The organism is Pseudoalteromonas sp. OFAV1, from assembly GCF_021532595.1.
Lineage (GTDB): Bacteria > Pseudomonadota > Gammaproteobacteria > Enterobacterales > Alteromonadaceae > Pseudoalteromonas > Pseudoalteromonas lipolytica_C.
This window is the reverse complement of the sequence record NZ_JAKGBG010000014.1, coordinates 89,952-106,526: the sequence shown is the minus strand read 5'-3', so window position 1 is coordinate 106,526 and position 16,575 is coordinate 89,952. Positions and strand designations below refer to the sequence as shown.

Annotated in this window: 13 protein-coding genes; 4 read left to right on the top strand and 9 right to left on the bottom strand. The window is 40.8% G+C overall.

What is annotated here, in order from left to right:
• Window positions 1-475: 475 nt before the first annotated feature.
• Window positions 476-1,285, top strand: coding sequence for a hypothetical protein (locus L1267_RS10325; RefSeq protein ID WP_235382759.1), 810 nt, complete (start codon window positions 476-478; stop codon window positions 1,283-1,285).
• A gap of 193 nt (window positions 1,286-1,478) precedes the next feature.
• Here the strand turns inward: L1267_RS10325 and pyrF are convergent, their stop codons facing one another.
• From pyrF to gyrA, 9 genes are all read right to left on the bottom strand, one after another.
• Entirely contained in the window at window positions 1,479-2,183 is a 705-nt protein-coding gene (gene pyrF / locus L1267_RS10320) for an orotidine-5'-phosphate decarboxylase (RefSeq protein ID WP_062564454.1), read from the bottom strand.
• Window positions 2,184-2,215: 32 nt separating this feature from the next.
• Window positions 2,216-3,352, bottom strand: coding sequence for a lipopolysaccharide assembly protein LapB (lapB, locus tag L1267_RS10315; RefSeq protein ID WP_135924712.1), 1,137 nt, complete (start codon window positions 3,350-3,352; stop codon window positions 2,216-2,218).
• A gap of 2 nt (window positions 3,353-3,354) precedes the next feature.
• Window positions 3,355-3,636: a lipopolysaccharide assembly protein LapA domain-containing protein gene (locus tag L1267_RS10310; RefSeq protein ID WP_054551349.1), complete on the bottom strand. Its 282-nt coding sequence runs from the start codon at window positions 3,634-3,636 to the stop codon at window positions 3,355-3,357.
• A 20-nt stretch (window positions 3,637-3,656) separates the two neighbouring features.
• Entirely contained in the window at window positions 3,657-3,944 is a 288-nt protein-coding gene (ihfB, locus tag L1267_RS10305) for an integration host factor subunit beta (RefSeq protein WP_036968575.1), read from the bottom strand.
• A 65-nt stretch (window positions 3,945-4,009) separates the two neighbouring features.
• On the bottom strand, window positions 4,010-5,677 hold the full coding sequence (rpsA, locus tag L1267_RS10300) for a 30S ribosomal protein S1 (protein WP_063528811.1): 1,668 nt from the start codon (window positions 5,675-5,677) through the stop codon (window positions 4,010-4,012).
• Window positions 5,678-5,769: 92 nt separating this feature from the next.
• Window positions 5,770-6,483: a (d)CMP kinase gene (gene cmk, locus L1267_RS10295; protein ID WP_235382758.1), complete on the bottom strand. Its 714-nt coding sequence runs from the start codon at window positions 6,481-6,483 to the stop codon at window positions 5,770-5,772.
• Between the two features lie 104 nt (window positions 6,484-6,587).
• Window positions 6,588-7,868: a 3-phosphoshikimate 1-carboxyvinyltransferase gene (gene aroA / locus L1267_RS10290; RefSeq protein WP_235382757.1), complete on the bottom strand. Its 1,281-nt coding sequence runs from the start codon at window positions 7,866-7,868 to the stop codon at window positions 6,588-6,590.
• Window positions 7,869-8,957 (bottom strand): 3-phosphoserine/phosphohydroxythreonine transaminase, encoded by a 1,089-nt coding sequence (gene serC, locus L1267_RS10285; RefSeq protein WP_138557556.1) that lies wholly within the window; start codon window positions 8,955-8,957, stop codon window positions 7,869-7,871.
• Between the two features lie 69 nt (window positions 8,958-9,026).
• A complete protein-coding gene (gene gyrA, locus L1267_RS10280; protein WP_135924722.1) occupies window positions 9,027-11,723 on the bottom strand; it encodes a DNA topoisomerase (ATP-hydrolyzing) subunit A in 2,697 nt (898 codons plus the stop codon).
• A 176-nt stretch (window positions 11,724-11,899) separates the two neighbouring features.
• On the opposite strand from gyrA, the gene ubiG reads away from it, so the two are divergent.
• The 3 genes from ubiG (at window position 11,900) to nrdA (ending at window position 16,546) form a co-directional block, all read left to right on the top strand.
• Window positions 11,900-12,610 (top strand): bifunctional 2-polyprenyl-6-hydroxyphenol methylase/3-demethylubiquinol 3-O-methyltransferase UbiG, encoded by a 711-nt coding sequence (ubiG, locus tag L1267_RS10275; RefSeq protein WP_199526442.1) that lies wholly within the window; start codon window positions 11,900-11,902, stop codon window positions 12,608-12,610.
• Window positions 12,610-13,284: an HAD family hydrolase gene (locus tag L1267_RS10270; RefSeq protein ID WP_135924726.1), complete on the top strand. Its 675-nt coding sequence runs from the start codon at window positions 12,610-12,612 to the stop codon at window positions 13,282-13,284. Before ubiG ends, L1267_RS10270 begins: the two co-directional genes overlap by 1 nt.
• A gap of 976 nt (window positions 13,285-14,260) precedes the next feature.
• Complete coding sequence (nrdA, locus tag L1267_RS10265) at window positions 14,261-16,546, top strand: class 1a ribonucleoside-diphosphate reductase subunit alpha (protein ID WP_135924729.1); 2,286 nt, start codon at window positions 14,261-14,263, stop codon at window positions 16,544-16,546.
• Window positions 16,547-16,575: the final 29 nt, after the last annotated feature.

The following is a 16,575-nucleotide window of genomic DNA, read 5'->3' as shown; positions in this document are numbered from 1 at the left end:
CCAACCTTCGTTACATTGTCAGAGCCGCTACTTTATTCAGGCTCCTAGGATCATCTGGTGATACAGATGGTTCACTCATTAAGCGGTGAACAGCGCTTCATACGACTTCACGTCGCACGCCCCAAAATGAGTTAACGTAATTACTCTATAGAGCACCTTTGAGCTATCAGATACAGTGATTCAGCTAATGATATTGGCTCTACTCCATAATCTGATATTCCACTAACTTTTATGACATCACCAATACAAATGACTATATGAATACACAGTTCAGTTGTTATGCTCCCATATTCAAGAAAATGAGCGACGAGCGCAATTTCTTTTTTCTGAATCTCTTGAGCTTCAATAAAAAATTATAGTTGGTAATACATTACGTTATTTGTTAAGAATAGATTTATTAATACATGGGCGTGACATCGGCAGAAAGATTCGCGAAGCGCGCACTATAAAATTGTTATGCATCAAAGGATCGAGCATGTTCATTGTAAATATTGAATATCCAGGAACTTGGCTAGAATTTCCTGACAAAAATAAAGCATTTGAAATAAAAAATCTTATTTCATCGATGGAAACAGCCGTAATAGATATGGCAATTACACTGACTATGTTTATAGAATGCCAGCAAAAAAATCAGGAAGAATATAGCTCAGATACGATGAGAGACTCGTGGGAACTTGATAGACAGTTAAGAATGCGCATAGAACAAGAGTATCGTGCTGCACTACCTAATGAAAATGACTTTTATAATAACCATGACTATCATAGAACTGAAACTGAAAAGCTTTATAGAAAGGAAAAGCTAAATTCTGGTGAAATACCAAGAAGCTATAAACACCGTATTTCATTCATACATGCACACAGCTTTTTATCTTCAGCAGATACATTTTCAAAATATTTATCTGTTCTCGCAGATGAAACAGAGCTTGCTCATGTAAAAAACTTAAAAAAACAGTTAGAGGATACTTTTCCGTCGTTATCTAAAATACGTAATAGTGCTCAACATTCTGAAGATCGAAGTAGAGGATATGGTAAACCTGCAGATGTAAGGAAAAAGGTCAAAATGGATTTAAAACCTATAGATAACGGTTTTATTAAAGCTGAAGGTGGTGGAGTTCTAGCACTTAGCAACTTAAACGGAAATCGCCTTGGTTACACAATAGACGATGGTACTTACCAAGAATTTGAAATTAGTCAAAATACACTTGGCGTTGTGGCTGATTTATTTCAACATTTAATCAACGGTTTTCAATGGACAGGCCCCGTTGAAATTAGCCCACACATATAAAATGCATAACAAGTTGCGCATCGGAAAAACTACTCGCTCTCGCTCGCATTTTTCCACTGAGCAAGGCGTTACTGAATAGTAGATGACCAAGAGTATCTTTCGGAATTTGCCAACAAACAAAAAGAGCACTGTATTTAGCGCGATATAAATCACACATACAATGCTCTTTAAAGACTATTTTAAAATAACTAGGTTATTTTAGTGAGTCATTAATTTCTTTTAATGTTGCAACTGGGTCTGCCGATTGGGTGATTGGGCGGCCTACAACTAAATAGTCGCTACCATCTTCTACGGCTTGTTTAGGTGTCATGATGCGCTTTTGATCACCTGCATCGCTGCCTGCTGGGCGAATACCTGGGGTAACCAGTTTAAAGTCTGCGCCTAATTCAGCTTTTAGCTTTTTCGCTTCTTGCGCTGAGCACACTACCCCATCAAGGCCTGACTCTTTAGCAAGTTTTGCTAGGTAAATTACTTGCTCTTCTGGCGTTTTATCTACACCTAAACGAGTAAGCTCTGCGGCATCCATACTGGTTAGTACAGTTACTGCAATCAGTAATGGAGCATCATCACCAAACTGCTCTAAAGCTTGTTTTGCTTTGGTCATCATTTCAACACCACCAGAGGCATGCACGTTAACCATCCACACACCCATTTTTGCAGCTGCGGTTACAGCTTTAGCCACTGTGTTTGGAATATCGTGAAATTTTAGGTCTAAGAATACATCAAAACCTAAGTCGATTAGTTCCTTAACAAAGCTAGGACCAAAATACGTGAACATTTCTTTGCCTACTTTAAGGCGACACGTATCAGGCGATAATTGCTTTACAAACGCAAGAGCTGTTTGTTGATCATCGTAATCAAGGGCAATTAATACTTTTTTTGAATCTTCGACAGACATAACTTTCCTAAAAACTAATGGACTAATATGAATTAAAAACCGTCTATGCCACGGCTTGGAACAATTGTTTCCCAGTGCTTGCACGATGGACATACCCAATAAATGGTATGACTGGTAAAGCCACAGTGCTGGCACTGAAAATCAGGTTTGGTTGCGATATAAGACGTTACTAGCTTATCAATTTGATCAAGTACATCTTTAATATCGTTATTTTGCTTGGCAAGTAGCTGTAATAAAAAGCTAAAGCCACGAATAGTCGGATGACGCTTTAAACTATCCGTTAAAAATTTAATTGCTTGCTCGATATGGCCTTGCTCAAGTAAAGCTTGGCAATGTTTTATTTTTATTAATACACCACCTTTATCGAGCAACTCGTTGAGTAACTCATGAAATTGGTGGGTTAGGTTTAATTTTTGATAACTAACTGCAAGCTCTTCAATAAATACCGGCGCAAAAAATGTAAATTGGCTAATAAGCTCGCGCCAATAATAAATTGCTTTTACATAATCTTCATTGGTAAAGGCACTGTGGCCAAGCTCATACAATGGACGAATGGCTTTATGATTTAAGCTAATAGCTTTACGCATAATTTGCGTATCGTTATCTTGTAAGGCTGCTTCACAGTAAAAATTAGCAATGGCTTTCACATGCTGAGGTTTAGTAAATAAATCACTGTGTGCCTCGAACATGTTAATGCCCTTTTCCCATTCACGTGTTTGTGAATAAAGGTTAATAATTGGCTCTAGTGCCTCTTTATGCCCCGCCTTTACAAGCCACACTAAATGCTCTTCTGCGCCGTCTAGCAAACCTGCCATAATATAATCTTCAGCAAGTTCTAGACGACTCGTTGCAGCTTGTTGCTCATCAAGGCTTGGATGTTTTAATAGCAGCTCATGAATTTTAATTGCGCGGTCAAGCTCGCCGCGACGGCGAAACATGGTGGCCAATGTTGAATAATGCTCAACTGAGTCAGCTGCAACTTCGAGTAGATTAATAAGGTGTTCTAAGCCTTGGTCTTCTTCTCTGTCTAAGAGAAATTTAAGGCCTTTAGAATATTCAGAGGTAATTTGGCGGTTAAGCTGATGAGCTTGGTTTTTAGCGCTGTTTTTGCCCATTATCCAACCGTAACCGGCTGCAACGGGTAAAAGTAAAAACAGAAGCTCAATCATGATTAGGTGTCTTTATTAGCAACAAGCTTTTTATTGTTTTTTTCAGGCGCTAATTTCTTCTTTAAGCGATAATTCTGCCACTTTAACTGAGAAAACAGTGTAAAGCTTATAAAACAACCAATTGCGACACCTAAAATAAAGCAGATACTTATTACAACAGCTAGGGGTAAGGTATTACTGGCGATTAAATAATTGATTTGCACCAATTGTGGATTCTGTGAACCAAGTACAAACGCAATAAATAAACACAGCGCAATTAATACAATTTTTAATACCCTAAACAAGTAACTACTCCTGTATAAAACTAGGCAATACTCGCATTTACGCGGTCACGTAATTCTTTACCTGGTTTAAAATGTGGTACGTGCTTACCGTCTAACTCAACTGTTTCGCCAGTCTTTGGATTACGACCTGTGCGAGGAGAACGATAATGCAATGAGAAACTTCCAAAGCCACGGATCTCGATGCGATCTGAGCTAGATAATGAGCCGGCCATTTGTTCAAGAATTTCTTTAACGGCATTTTCAACATCTTTCACAGGGATGTGTGCGTGTTGCTCAGCAAGTTGTTCTATCAATTCTGACTTAGTCATAGCGTTTCCTTAAAGAGTGGTAAAGGAAGGGCAAAGCTGCCCTTCCAATTTAAAAAGACTAGATATTAGTCTTTTTGAGCATTTTTGAATGCTGCAGCCATAGCGTTTTCGAACGCTGGCTCTTCTTTCTTAAGCTTCTCTAGTACTTCTTTCTCTTCTGCTTCGAAAAGAGCTTTAACAGATAAGCTTAAAGTGCGGTTCTTACGATCAACACCAACGTATTTCGCTTCGATTTCGTCGCCTACAGAAACTACAGTAGTAGCGTCTTCAACGCGCTCTTGAGCGATATCAGCTACACGGATGTAACCTTCAACGCCTTCGATTAGCTCAACAGTTGCGCCTTTCGCATCAACTTCAGTCACTTTACCTTTAACAATAGCACCTTTTTTGTTTGCGTCCAGGTAGTTATTGAATGGGTCAGCTTCGATTTGTTTAACGCCTAGAGAGATACGCTCACGCTCTGGGTCAACTTGTAATACGATAGCAGTGATTTCGTCGCCTTTCTTGAATTCACGTACAGCTTCTTCGCCTGGTGTGTTCCAAGAAATGTCTGAAAGGTGAACAAGACCGTCAATACCGCCTTCAAGACCGATGAAGATACCGAAGTCAGTGATTGATTTGATCTTACCAGTAACTTGGTCGCCTTTGTTTTGTAGACGAGCAAATTCTTGCCATGGGTTAGCAATACATTGCTTAAGACCAAGAGAAATACGACGACGCTCTTCGTCGATTTCAAGAACCATAACTTCAACAGTGTCACCTAGTGAAACAACTTTTGAAGGGTGGATGTTCTTGTTAGTCCAATCCATTTCAGAAACGTGTACTAGACCTTCTACGCCTTCTTCGATTTCAACGAAACAACCGTAGTCAGTAAGGTTAGTTACACGACCAGAAAGCTTAGAACCTTCTGGGTAACGACCAGCGATAGCTGCCCATGGATCTTCGCCAAGCTGTTTAAGGCCTAGAGATACACGAGTCTTTTCTTTGTCGAATTTAAGAACTTTAACTGCGATTTCGTCGCCAACATTAACGATTTCTGAAGGGTGCTTAACACGCTTCCACGCCATGTCTGTGATGTGTAGTAGACCGTCAACACCACCAAGGTCAACGAACGCACCGTAGTCAGTAAGGTTCTTAACGATACCTTTAACTTCTTGACCTTCAACAAGGTTAGCAAGAAGCTCTTCACGCTCTTGTGAGTTTTCTGATTCGATAACTGCACGGCGAGAAACAACAACGTTGTTACGTTTTTGGTCAAGCTTGATTACTTTGAACTCAAGCTCTTTACCTTCAAGGTGAGTTGTGTCACGTACTGGACGAACATCAACAAGTGAACCAGGTAGGAAGGCACGGATTGAATCAACTTCAACAGTGAAACCGCCTTTAACTTTACCGTTGATAACACCAGTAACAGTCTCTTGCTCTTCACATGCTTTTTCTAAGCGGATCCACGCTTCGTGACGCTTCGCTTTCTCACGAGAAAGGATAGTTTCACCGAAACCGTCTTCGATTGCGTCTAAAGCAACATCTACTTCGTCGCCAACAGCAACTTCTAGTTCACCAGCAGCATTTTTGAATTGCTCAGCAGGGATTGCACTTTCAGATTTAAGACCAGCATCAACAAGTACGATGTTGTTCTCGATTGAGATAACTGTACCTTTAACGATAGAGCCTTGCTCTGCTTCAAAACCCTTTAGGCTTTCTTCAAATAACTGCGCAAAATTTTCTGACATTATACGTCTCTAAATAATTAAATAACCAATTAGCAACCATGCTGCATGGGGTTGTTAAAATCGCGCTAGCATCCTGCCGGCACCTTATAAATTTACTTTTTAGCTTTTGGAAGCTTTCCTGCAAGTACTGCTTTGTCGAGTAAAGTTACTACTTTATCAAACACTTGCATCGCATCAAAATCGCTAGTATCGATTTCAATGGCGTCTTCTGCAGGCACTAATGGCGCAACCTCACGTGTCATATCACGGTGATCTCGCGCTTTTATGTCCTCAAGTAGACCACTTAGTGTAACATCAAGACCGCGTTCATTCAACTCAGCAAAGCGACGACGTGCGCGCTCTTCAGCTGTAGCAGTTAAATATATTTTCAACGGTGCATCAGGAAACACAACAGTGCCCATATCACGACCATCAGCAATTAAGCCATTTTCTGTACGAAATGCACGCTGACGGCGTAATAATGCTTCTCTCACTCGTGGTAAAGCTGCTATTTTCGATGCAGCTGCACCCACTTCTTCATTACGAATCGTGGTTGTGACGTCTTCGCCTTCCAACACAATTTTCGATGTGTGAGTGTGGCTATCAACCAAAAACTGCACATCTAAGTTTGCTGCAAGTGGTACTAATGCATCTTCATTATCTAATTCAATCTGATGGTGAAGCGCAGCAAGTGACAGCACACGGTAAATCGCACCGCTGTCTAATACATCCCAACCTAATTTCTCGGCTAACAAGCGACATACAGTTCCCTTACCTGAACCGCTTGGACCATCGATGGTGATTACGGGCATTGATAACGCCTGCATTTATAACCTCCTGCAATGCACACCAAAATAAAACCGGAATATTATACGCCAGTTATTAAAATAGATCCGCACTTAGAGTGTAACTTTTTATATTTTCTTCTGTTTTATTGACTTGAGACAGACTCTAGAACTTTGAAAAATGTAGGAAACGTTTTATACGTACACTTAGGATCGTTAATGGTTATCGGCTTGCCACCCACTGCAACCATCGCAAAACACATTGCTATACGGTGATCGTTATAGGTATCAATCGCAACATCATTAAATGTGTCAGGTGGAGTAATTTCGATAAAATCTTCACCTTCTACAACCTCTGCACCTACTTTTCTCAGTTCGGTTGCCATTGCATATAAACGGTCAGTTTCTTTAACACGCCAGTTATAGATGTTACGAATCGCCGTTTTACCCTTTGCAAAAAGTGCTACAGTTGCCAGTGTCATGGCCGCATCAGGTATTGCGTTAGCATCAATATCTACAGCATTCAGCTCGCCTTTGCGAACCACCAGCTTTTCATCGTACCAATCGATTTTTGCGCCCACTTGTTCCATAACTTTGGCAAAGCCAATATCACCTTGAACAGACGCCGCACCTACCCCATTTATTTCAATTTCGCCGCCCGCTATTGCAGCTGCAGCAACGAAATAAGAAGCACTTGATGCATCACCTTCAACCATAATACGCTCAAGTGCTTGATACTGCTGACAGCCTTTTACATAAAACGTTTCGTAGTTGTCATGGCTTACAGTAACACCGAAACGCTTCATCACATCTAGGGTAATATCAATGTAAGGTTTAGATACCAGCGTGCCTTTAATGGTAATTTCTGTGTCGCCATTAAATAAAGGTGCTGCCATTAATAGCGCTGTTAAAAACTGGCTTGAAATACTGCCATCAATGGCTACTTTACCACCATTGATTTTACCGCCTTTGATAGCCAGTGGTGGATAGTCGTTATTTTTTAAGTAAGTTACATCACCACCCAGTGCTTGCAATGCATCAACCAAATGGCCGATTGGGCGTTCTTCCATGCGTGGCTCACCAACAAGCTCATACTCACCTTCAACAGCAGCAAGTACAGCTGTTAGCGGGCGATATGCAGTTCCAGCGTTACCTAAAAATAACGGTTCAGATGGTGTATTAAATTTACCCGCTACACCTTCAACGGTCGCCACTGTTTTGTCTTCATTAAGCGTAACATTAACACCTAATAATTTTAGTGCGCCAAGCATATGACGGATATCGTCGCTATCAAGCAGGTTTTCAACCACTGTTGTACCTTTAGCAAGCGCTGCTAAAAGTAAAATACGATTTGATAAGCTTTTTGAGCCGGGTAAGGTTACGCTACCATTAACTTTTGCAATAGGTTCAAGACGTAGTTGTTCCATTTAACTATTCTCCTTTGCAAACTTAGCCATAAAATCAACCAAGGCTTGCACGCCTTCAAGTGGCATTGCATTGTAAATACTTGCGCGCATACCACCGACAATACGGTGACCTTCAAGGGCTAATAAGCCTGCTTCTTTTGACTCACTAATGAATTTATCATTCAGCGATTCATCATTTAACCAAAACGGAACGTTCATACGCGAACGGCAATGCTTAGCAACTTTATTGCTATAAAAATCTGAGCTATCAATATAATTGTAAAGTAGCTCGGCTTTTGCGATGTTTTGCTCTTCCATCGCTTTAACGCCACCATTTGCTTCTAGCCATTCAAACACTTCAGCGGCTAAGTACCATGCAAATGTCGGTGGTGTGTTGTACATGCTGCCTTGTTTCGCTTCTAATGCGTAATCAAGAATACCTGGCTTTGCAAGACCTTCACGTTCAAGTAAGGTTTTACGGATAATTACAATAGATAAACCAGATGGGCCGATATTCTTTTGCGCACCAGCGTAAATAAGATCAAACTGATTTACATCAAATTCGCGCGATAAAATAGTCGACGACATATCAGCAACAATCGGTGCTGATGGGTGTGATGGTACGTCAAAAATTTCGATGCCATCTACGGTTTCATTCGGGCAATAGTGAATGTATGACGCATCAGCAGGTAATTCCCAGCTGCTTGCAGGCTTAATTGAAAACTGACCATTTTGCTGTTCATCATCACGTACGTTGATACTTTGAACTGTGGTGAATTTTGCCGCTTCTTCTGTTGCACCTTTCGACCACACGCCATTTTCACAGTAAATAGCTGGCTTACCATCAAGGTGAAGATTCAGTGGCACAGCACTAAATTGACCACGACCACCGCCATGCATAAATAATACTTCAAACTCATCGCTAATATTCATTAAGCGACGCAGGCTTGCTTCACATTTAGCAGTAAGCGCTAAAAAGTCGCTGCTGCGATGGCTAATTTCCATCACAGATACACCTAAACCTTGCCAATCAATAAATTCTTTTTGTGCTTTTTGCATAACTGCCGGCGGTAGCATTGCCGGTCCTGCACAAAAATTATATTTAGTCATTACTTTGCCTCATTCCAGTAATTATAGTGCGGATAAAAAAAGCGGCCGAAGCCGCTTTTTAAATCAATGTTATTCTGAAGGTGGGTTATCACCCGCTTCTTCAGGATTAGTATCGACTACTTCAACGGCCTCGCCTTCGATGGCTGCAAGCTCATCAACTTCGATTTCTTCGATACGTTGTAAACCAACTACTTGCTCTTCGTCAATAGTTCGTATCAAAATAACGCCTTGAGTATTACGACCAACCGTAGAAACCTCATTTACACGAGTACGTACAAGTGTACCGCGATTAGAGATAATCATGATTTCGTCGTTTTCATCAACCTGTACTGCACCAACCACAGCGCCGTTACGTTCGCTAACTTTGATTGATACAACACCTTGTGTTGCACGGCTCTTCGATGGGTAATCTTCAAGTGCTGTACGCTTACCGTAACCATTTTCTGTCACAGTTAGGATTGCACCATCTGACTTAGGTACGATTAACGATACAACGCGTTGATCGTCTGCCATCTTAATACCGCGAACACCTGTTGCTGTACGGCCCATTGGACGTACGCCTTTAAAGCGGATTTCCGGGTTACCGTTTTCATCAAGTACAGGGTTACCGTTTTCGTCTAATACTTCAGACTCTTCAGCTTCTTTAAAGCGTACAACTTTACCAGCATCAGTAAATAGCATGATTTCATTCGTGCCATCTGTGATATCAACCCCAATTAGGCTATCGCCTTCATTAAGGTTAACGGCAATGATACCGCTCGCACGTTGGCGGCTATAAGCTGTTAATGGTGTTTTCTTAACTGTACCGAACGCAGTAGCCATGAAGATGTATTTATCTTCTTCGTACTCACGTACCGGTAAGATAGCAGTAATACGCTCATCAGCTTCAAGTGGTAATAGGTTAACAATTGGCTTACCACGCGCTGCACGGCTTGCTAATGGTAACTGATATACTTTCAACCAGTATAAACGCCCTGCAGTTGAGAAGCACAGAATTGTATCGTGTGTATTAGCAACCAATAGACGCTCGATGAAGTCTTCATCTTTCATCTTCGTTGCTGACTTACCTTTACCACCACGACGCTGTGCTTCGTAGTCAGATAATGGCTGATACTTAACGTAACCTTCGTGAGAAAGCGTTACTACAACGTCTTCTTCATTGATTAAGTCTTCAAGGCTAATATCGTGAGCTGCAGCGCTGATTTCAGTACGACGCTCATCACCATATTGTTCTTTAATTTCTACTAGCTCGTCACGGATAACTTCCATTAGACGATCAGGGCTTGAAAGAATGTGTAAAAGCTCGGCAATTAGATCAAGTAACGTTTGGTACTCGTCTAAGATCTTCTCATGCTCAAGACCCGTTAGTTTGTGTAAACGTAGGTCAAGAATTGCTTGTGCTTGTTGCTCAGATAAATAGTATTGACCATCACGAATACCTAAGTCTGCAGCTAACCAATCAGGGCGAGCAACGTTATCTTCACCTGCTTTTTCAAGCATAGCTTTAACAGTGCCTAGCTCCCAAGGGCGAGCTGTTAGTGCCACTTTAGCTTCAGCTGGTGTTGGTGACTTACGAATTAGTTCGATAATTGGGTCGATGTTCGCAAGAGCAATTGCTAAGCCTTCAAGCGTATGAGCACGGTCACGGGCTTTACGTAAATCGAATACAGTACGACGTGTAACAACTTCACGACGGTGAATGATAAACGCTTCAAGCATTTCTTTAAGGTTAAAGCACTTAGGTTGGTTGTTATCAAGTGCAACCATGTTCATACCAAACACAGTTTGTAACTGAGTTTGTGCATATAGGTTGTTTAAGATTACTTCACCAACATCACCACGTTTGATTTCGATAACGATACGCATACCGTCTTTATCTGATTCGTCACGTAGTGCGCTAATACCTTCAATTTTCTTATCTTTAACTAACTCAGCGATTTTTTCGATAAGACGCGCTTTGTTAACTTGATAAGGGATTTCGTGAACGATGATTGTTTCACGACCGGTTTTTTCGTCAACTTCGATTTCAGCACGAGCACGGATATATACTTTACCACGACCTGTTAGGTACGCTTGCTCAATGCCTTTTTTACCGTTGATAATCGCCGCAGTCGGGAAATCTGGACCCGGGATATATTCAATTAGATCAGCAATTGACATATCTGGGTTTTGAATAAGCGCTAAACAGCCGTTAATAACTTCTGTTAAGTTATGCGGAGGAATGTTCGTTGCCATACCAACCGCAATACCTGATGAACCATTTACTAGTAAGTTAGGTACTTTAGTAGGTAATACGTCAGGAATTTGCTCAGTACCATCATAGTTAGGTACGTAATCAACGGTTTCTTTTTCTAAATCAGCTAATAATTCATGTGACATTTTCGCCATACGGACTTCCGTATAACGCATTGCTGCCGCAGAGTCACCGTCAACAGAACCAAAGTTACCTTGGCCGTCAACAAGCATATAGCGTAATGAGAAAGGCTGCGCCATACGAACGATGGTGTCATATACCGCGCTGTCGCCATGTGGGTGGTACTTACCGATTACATCACCAACAACACGTGCTGATTTCTTGTAAGGTTTATTCCAATCATTATTGAGTTCGTTCATTGCAAATAAAACACGACGGTGAACTGGCTTTAAGCCGTCACGTACGTCTGGCAATGCACGTCCAACGATTACACTCATTGCGTAATCAAGGTACGAATTTTTTAATTCATCTTCAATATTGACTGGCAGAATTTCATTGGCGAGATCAGTCATTTGATTTCACATTCCTTCAGTATTGACTCATAAAGAGGCACAATGCCGTCTTAAGAGCTTTAGTTATTATTTCCAGACCATGCTATCACAATTTATTTAGATTTACAGGCGCTAAATCTTTGCGATTTAGTAATTTCCCCCTATATAATGGCCTCAGATTGACGAGGAAGTTTTTTATGACCGAACATCAAAATGTAGATAATGCAGAAATTGCAAAGTTTGAAGCCATCGCAGAACGTTGGTGGGACCGCGACGGAGAGTTCAAACCTCTTCATGAAATAAATCCTCTTCGCTTGGATTTTGTCGCCGATAAAGTAGGCGGCTTATTCGATAAGGAAACCTTAGATGTTGGCTGTGGTGGCGGCATCTTAAGTGAAAGCATGGCGCGCATGGGCGCTAAAGTAACCGGTATCGATATGGGCCAAGAGCCACTCACCGTTGCTAAGTTACACAGTTTAGAAACGGGTGTGCCTGTTGACTATATAAAAGTACCAGCAGAACAGTTTGCGGCTGAGCACCCTGCTCGCTTTGACGTTATTACTTGTATGGAAATGCTTGAGCATGTTCCAGATCCTGCGTCTATTATTCGTGCTGTAGCAGAACTTGCTAAACCGGGCGCCGATGTCTTCTTTTCAACACTAAACAAAACACCAAAGGCCTACTTGTTTGCCATTGTGGGTGCAGAAAAGCTTTTAAAAATGGTGCCTGAAGGTACCCATGACCATAAAAAGTTTATCAAACCTGCACAACTTATTGCCTGGGCTGAAGAAGCGGGATTAAAAGTAAGAGCCAGCACAGGCCTGAACTATAACCCGTTCTCTAAGCAGTACAGTTTAAATGATGATGTAAGTGTTAATTACATCCTGCACTTTGAGAAATTAGCCTAATGAGTGGTGTAAACGCACCCTCTATCGATTTTGATGCTTTTATTTTTGATCTCGATGGTACGCTCCTTGATACCGCCGATGATCTGGGTCATGCATTAAATCGCGTATTAGCCGATGCAGATATCGCCCCAGTCGCTGAGCATATTTATCGTCCCGCAGCTTCAAACGGAGCCAATGCACTTTTAGAGGTTGGTTTTGGTGATAAGTGGCCTGATGTAGAACAACTGGCTTTACGACAACAGTTACTCGATTATTACGCTGATGATATTGCCGTTCACAGTAAATGCTTCAACGGCATCGAGCAGCTTTTAATTGCACTTGAGCAAAACAATATTAAGTGGGGCATTATGACCAATAAGCCCGGCTTTTTAACTGAGCCCTTAGTACAAGCGATCCCATCTTTAAGTAATGCTCAAGCCGTTGTCAGTGGCGATACATTAGCTGTTTCGAAACCATCACCGGATCCACTGTTACATACAGCTGAGATCTTAGATGTTGATCCAACTCGTTGTTTGTATATCGGTGATGCTGAGCGAGATATTCAAGCTGCAAAAGCAGCTAATATGTACAGTGCAACGGCGCTTTGGGGTTACATACCGAGTGTTGACGCTGCGCTTGGCTGGCAGGCAGATTTTAATTGGCATTCGCCAATTGATGGCTTTAACCATATATAGTGTTATTTATTATCTAAAACACCATATATTGTGATCTGATTCGCTTTTGAACATTCTTTGATGATAAAAAATCAGATGAAATTATAGTTTAAGAAATGTAAATTTTCTGGATCTTGAGTTGATTTCTACAAATTTCGTCGTCTGTGAATGTTCAAAGGTTAATGATTACTAACACAATGCGCATATCCAATAGTTATCCACAAAATGGGGCAATTCTATCCCTTGCCAAATAGGATCCTTGGCTCTATCTTGATGATAACGCTGAACAAACAAGTTTGATTTAGTGGAGGGACTGACACCGCATCTGCAAAATACGGTGTCAGTAAAACGCTTGCTGTCGAAGCAACAAAGCGCACTACATACAAATTGAGCGTATCTCATATGTTTCTACTCGGCAAGTATACATCTGAATATTTGGATAATTCATATGAAAATTAGAATTACTATCGAGATACCAAGCTATGTGTTACTAAAAGCACTTACTTTAGTTAGTATCATAATGATCTAATATGTTTCTGGGCTGTTAACTCAGCCCATTACTAATGAGGTAATAAAATAATCAAATTTCTGAAATCAATATATAGTGTTATTTATTATCTAAAACACCATATATTGTGATCTGATTCACTTTTGAACATTCTTTGATGATAAAAAAATCAGTCGAAATTTATTTTTTAAAACGGTAAATTTTCTGGATCTTGAGTTGATTTCTACAAATTTCGTCGTCTGTGAATGTTCAAAGGTTAATGGTCACTAACACAATGCGCTTATCCAATAGTTATCCACAAAATGGGGCAATTCTATCCCTTGCAAAACAGCGCAGACCACACTATCTTGTGATCTGCAATTTAAACAACACCAGATATTGTGGCTAAATGTTATTCAATTAGCTGCATATAGTGTTTAATAATAATAATTACATAAAGAATACCTTTGTCTTTACAACTAAAATTTCCCAAGGAATACAGGCAAAACTATGAACCAACAGCTATCTGTAAGCAAACGTGACGGCCGTAAAGAGTCACTCGATCTAGATAAGATCCATCGCGTAATCGCTTGGGCCGCAGAAGGTCTGAATAATGTGTCTGTCTCACAAGTTGAATTAAAATCACACATTCAATTTTATGATGGCATTCGCACCGACGACATTCATGAAACAATCATCAAAGCGGCAGCGGATCAAATCTCAAAAGATACGCCAGATTATCAATACCTAGCTGCTCGCTTAGCTGTATTCCACTTGCGTAAAAAAGCGTATGGCCAATTTGAGCCACCACGTTTATATGATCACATTACAAAATTAGTTGAAGACAAACGTTACGATCAGCATTTACTTGTCGACTACACAGAGCAAGAAATCGATGAGTTAGACTCATATATTGATCATAATCGTGATTTAAACTTCAGCTACGCTGCTGTAAAGCAACTTGAAGGTAAATACCTAGTTCAAAACCGTGTTACTGGCGAAATTTACGAAAGTGCACAGTTTTTATATATTTTAGTTGCTGCAAGCTTATTCTCTGATTATCCAAAAGAGACACGTCTTGATTACATCAAGCGTTTTTATGATGCAGTGTCTACATTTAAGATTTCATTACCTACACCAATTATGGCAGGTGTGCGTACACCAACACGTCAATTCAGCTCATGTGTATTGATTGAATGTGGTGATAGCCTTGATTCTATTAATGCGACATCGTCTGCGATTGTTAAATATGTTTCGCAACGTGCAGGTATTGGTATTAACGCGGGCCGTATTCGTGCCCTTGGTAGCCCTATTCGCAACGGCGAAGCGTACCACACAGGTTGTATTCCGTTTTATAAACACTTCCAAACAGCGGTTAAAAGCTGTTCACAAGGTGGTGTTCGTGGCGGTGCAGCAACGTTGTTCTACCCACTTTGGCACTTAGAAGTTGAAAATCTTCTTGTCCTTAAGAACAACCGTGGTGTTGAAGACAACCGTGTACGTCATCTTGACTACGGTGTCCAGTTCAACAAATTAATGTATAGCCGTTTAATCAAAGACGATTACATCACATTGTTCAGCCCGTCAGATGTACCGGGTCTATATGATGCATTCTTTGAAGACCAAGCGAAGTTTGATGAGCTATATGTTAAGTACGAACAAGACGAGTCAATTCGTAAAAAGCGTATTAAAGCAATTGAGTTATTCTCAATGTTTGCTCAAGAGCGTGCAAGCACTGGTCGCATTTACTTACAAAACGTTGACCACTGTAATACACACAGCCCGTTTATCTCGACTGTGGCGCCAATTCGTCAATCTAACCTATGTTTAGAAATCGCATTACCAACTAAGCCACTTAGCAATGTAATGGATGAAGAAGGTGAAATTGCACTTTGTACGCTATCTGCATTTAACTTAGGTGCGATTGAGTCGCTTGATGAGTTAGAAGAACTTGCTGAACTTGCAGTACGTGCCCTTGATAACTTACTTGATTTCCAAGACTACCCTGTTCCTGCGGCTAAAAACGCAACGATGGGTCGTCGTACGCTGGGTATAGGTGTAATTAACTTCGCATACTACCTTGCTAAAAACGGTAAACGTTATTCTGATGGTAGTGCTAATGCCTTAACTCACAAAACGTTTGAAGCAATTCAATATTACCTAATGAAAGCATCAAACGAGTTAGCGAAAGAACGCGGTGCGTGTCCTAAATTTAACGAGACAACGTATTCTCAAGGCATCATGCCGACAGATACTTACAAGCGTGACCTAGATCAGTTCTGTAATGAGCCACTTCATTTAGATTGGGATTCATTACGTGCGAGCATTAAAGAGCACGGTATGCGTAACTCTACGCTATCTGCATTGATGCCATCAGAGACATCATCACAAATCTCTAACGCAACAAATGGTATTGAGCCACCACGTGGTCATATCAGCGTTAAAGCAAGTAAAGATGGTATCTTAAAGCAAGTAGTTCCAGATTATGAAAACCTGAAAGACAACTATGAGCTACTGTGGGATATTCCATCAAACGATGGTTACCTACAGCTTGTTGGTATTATGCAAAAATTCGTTGACCAAACGATTTCTGCAAACACTAATTATGATCCATCTAAGTACGAAGGCGGTAAAGTACCTATGAAGGTGCTATTAAAAGACCTACTGACTGCTTATAAACTTGGTGTGAAGACCTTGTACTACCACAACACACGTGACGGTGCATCGGATGCTCAAGATGAGCTAACACCAGAGGTAGAAGATGACGGTTGTGCAGGCGGCGCTTGTAAAATCTAATTAAATTAATAACATAACAAAAGCGGGCT

Excerpts from the sequence above, each read along its gene's own strand:
- cmk (WP_235382758.1), bottom strand. The coding sequence starts at position 6,483 with ATGCAGGCGTTATCAATGCCCGTAATCACCATCGATGGTCCAAGCGGT.
- lapB (WP_135924712.1), bottom strand. The coding sequence starts at position 3,352 with ATGATTGAGCTTCTGTTTTTACTTTTACCCGTTGCAGCCGGTTACGGT.
- aroA (WP_235382757.1), bottom strand. The coding sequence starts at position 7,868 with ATGGAACAACTACGTCTTGAACCTATTGCAAAAGTTAATGGTAGCGTA.
- rpsA (WP_063528811.1), bottom strand. The coding sequence starts at position 5,677 with ATGTCAGAAAATTTTGCGCAGTTATTTGAAGAAAGCCTAAAGGGTTTT.
- ihfB (WP_036968575.1), bottom strand. The coding sequence starts at position 3,944 with ATGACTAAGTCAGAATTGATAGAACAACTTGCTGAGCAACACGCACAC.
- gyrA (WP_135924722.1), bottom strand. The coding sequence starts at position 11,723 with ATGACTGATCTCGCCAATGAAATTCTGCCAGTCAATATTGAAGATGAA.
- L1267_RS10325 (WP_235382759.1), top strand. The coding sequence starts at position 476 with ATGTTCATTGTAAATATTGAATATCCAGGAACTTGGCTAGAATTTCCT.
- L1267_RS10270 (WP_135924726.1), top strand. The coding sequence starts at position 12,610 with ATGAGTGGTGTAAACGCACCCTCTATCGATTTTGATGCTTTTATTTTT.
- ubiG (WP_199526442.1), top strand. The coding sequence starts at position 11,900 with ATGACCGAACATCAAAATGTAGATAATGCAGAAATTGCAAAGTTTGAA.
- nrdA (WP_135924729.1), top strand. The coding sequence starts at position 14,261 with ATGAACCAACAGCTATCTGTAAGCAAACGTGACGGCCGTAAAGAGTCA.
- serC (WP_138557556.1), bottom strand. The coding sequence starts at position 8,957 with ATGACTAAATATAATTTTTGTGCAGGACCGGCAATGCTACCGCCGGCA.
- pyrF (WP_062564454.1), bottom strand. The coding sequence starts at position 2,183 with ATGTCTGTCGAAGATTCAAAAAAAGTATTAATTGCCCTTGATTACGAT.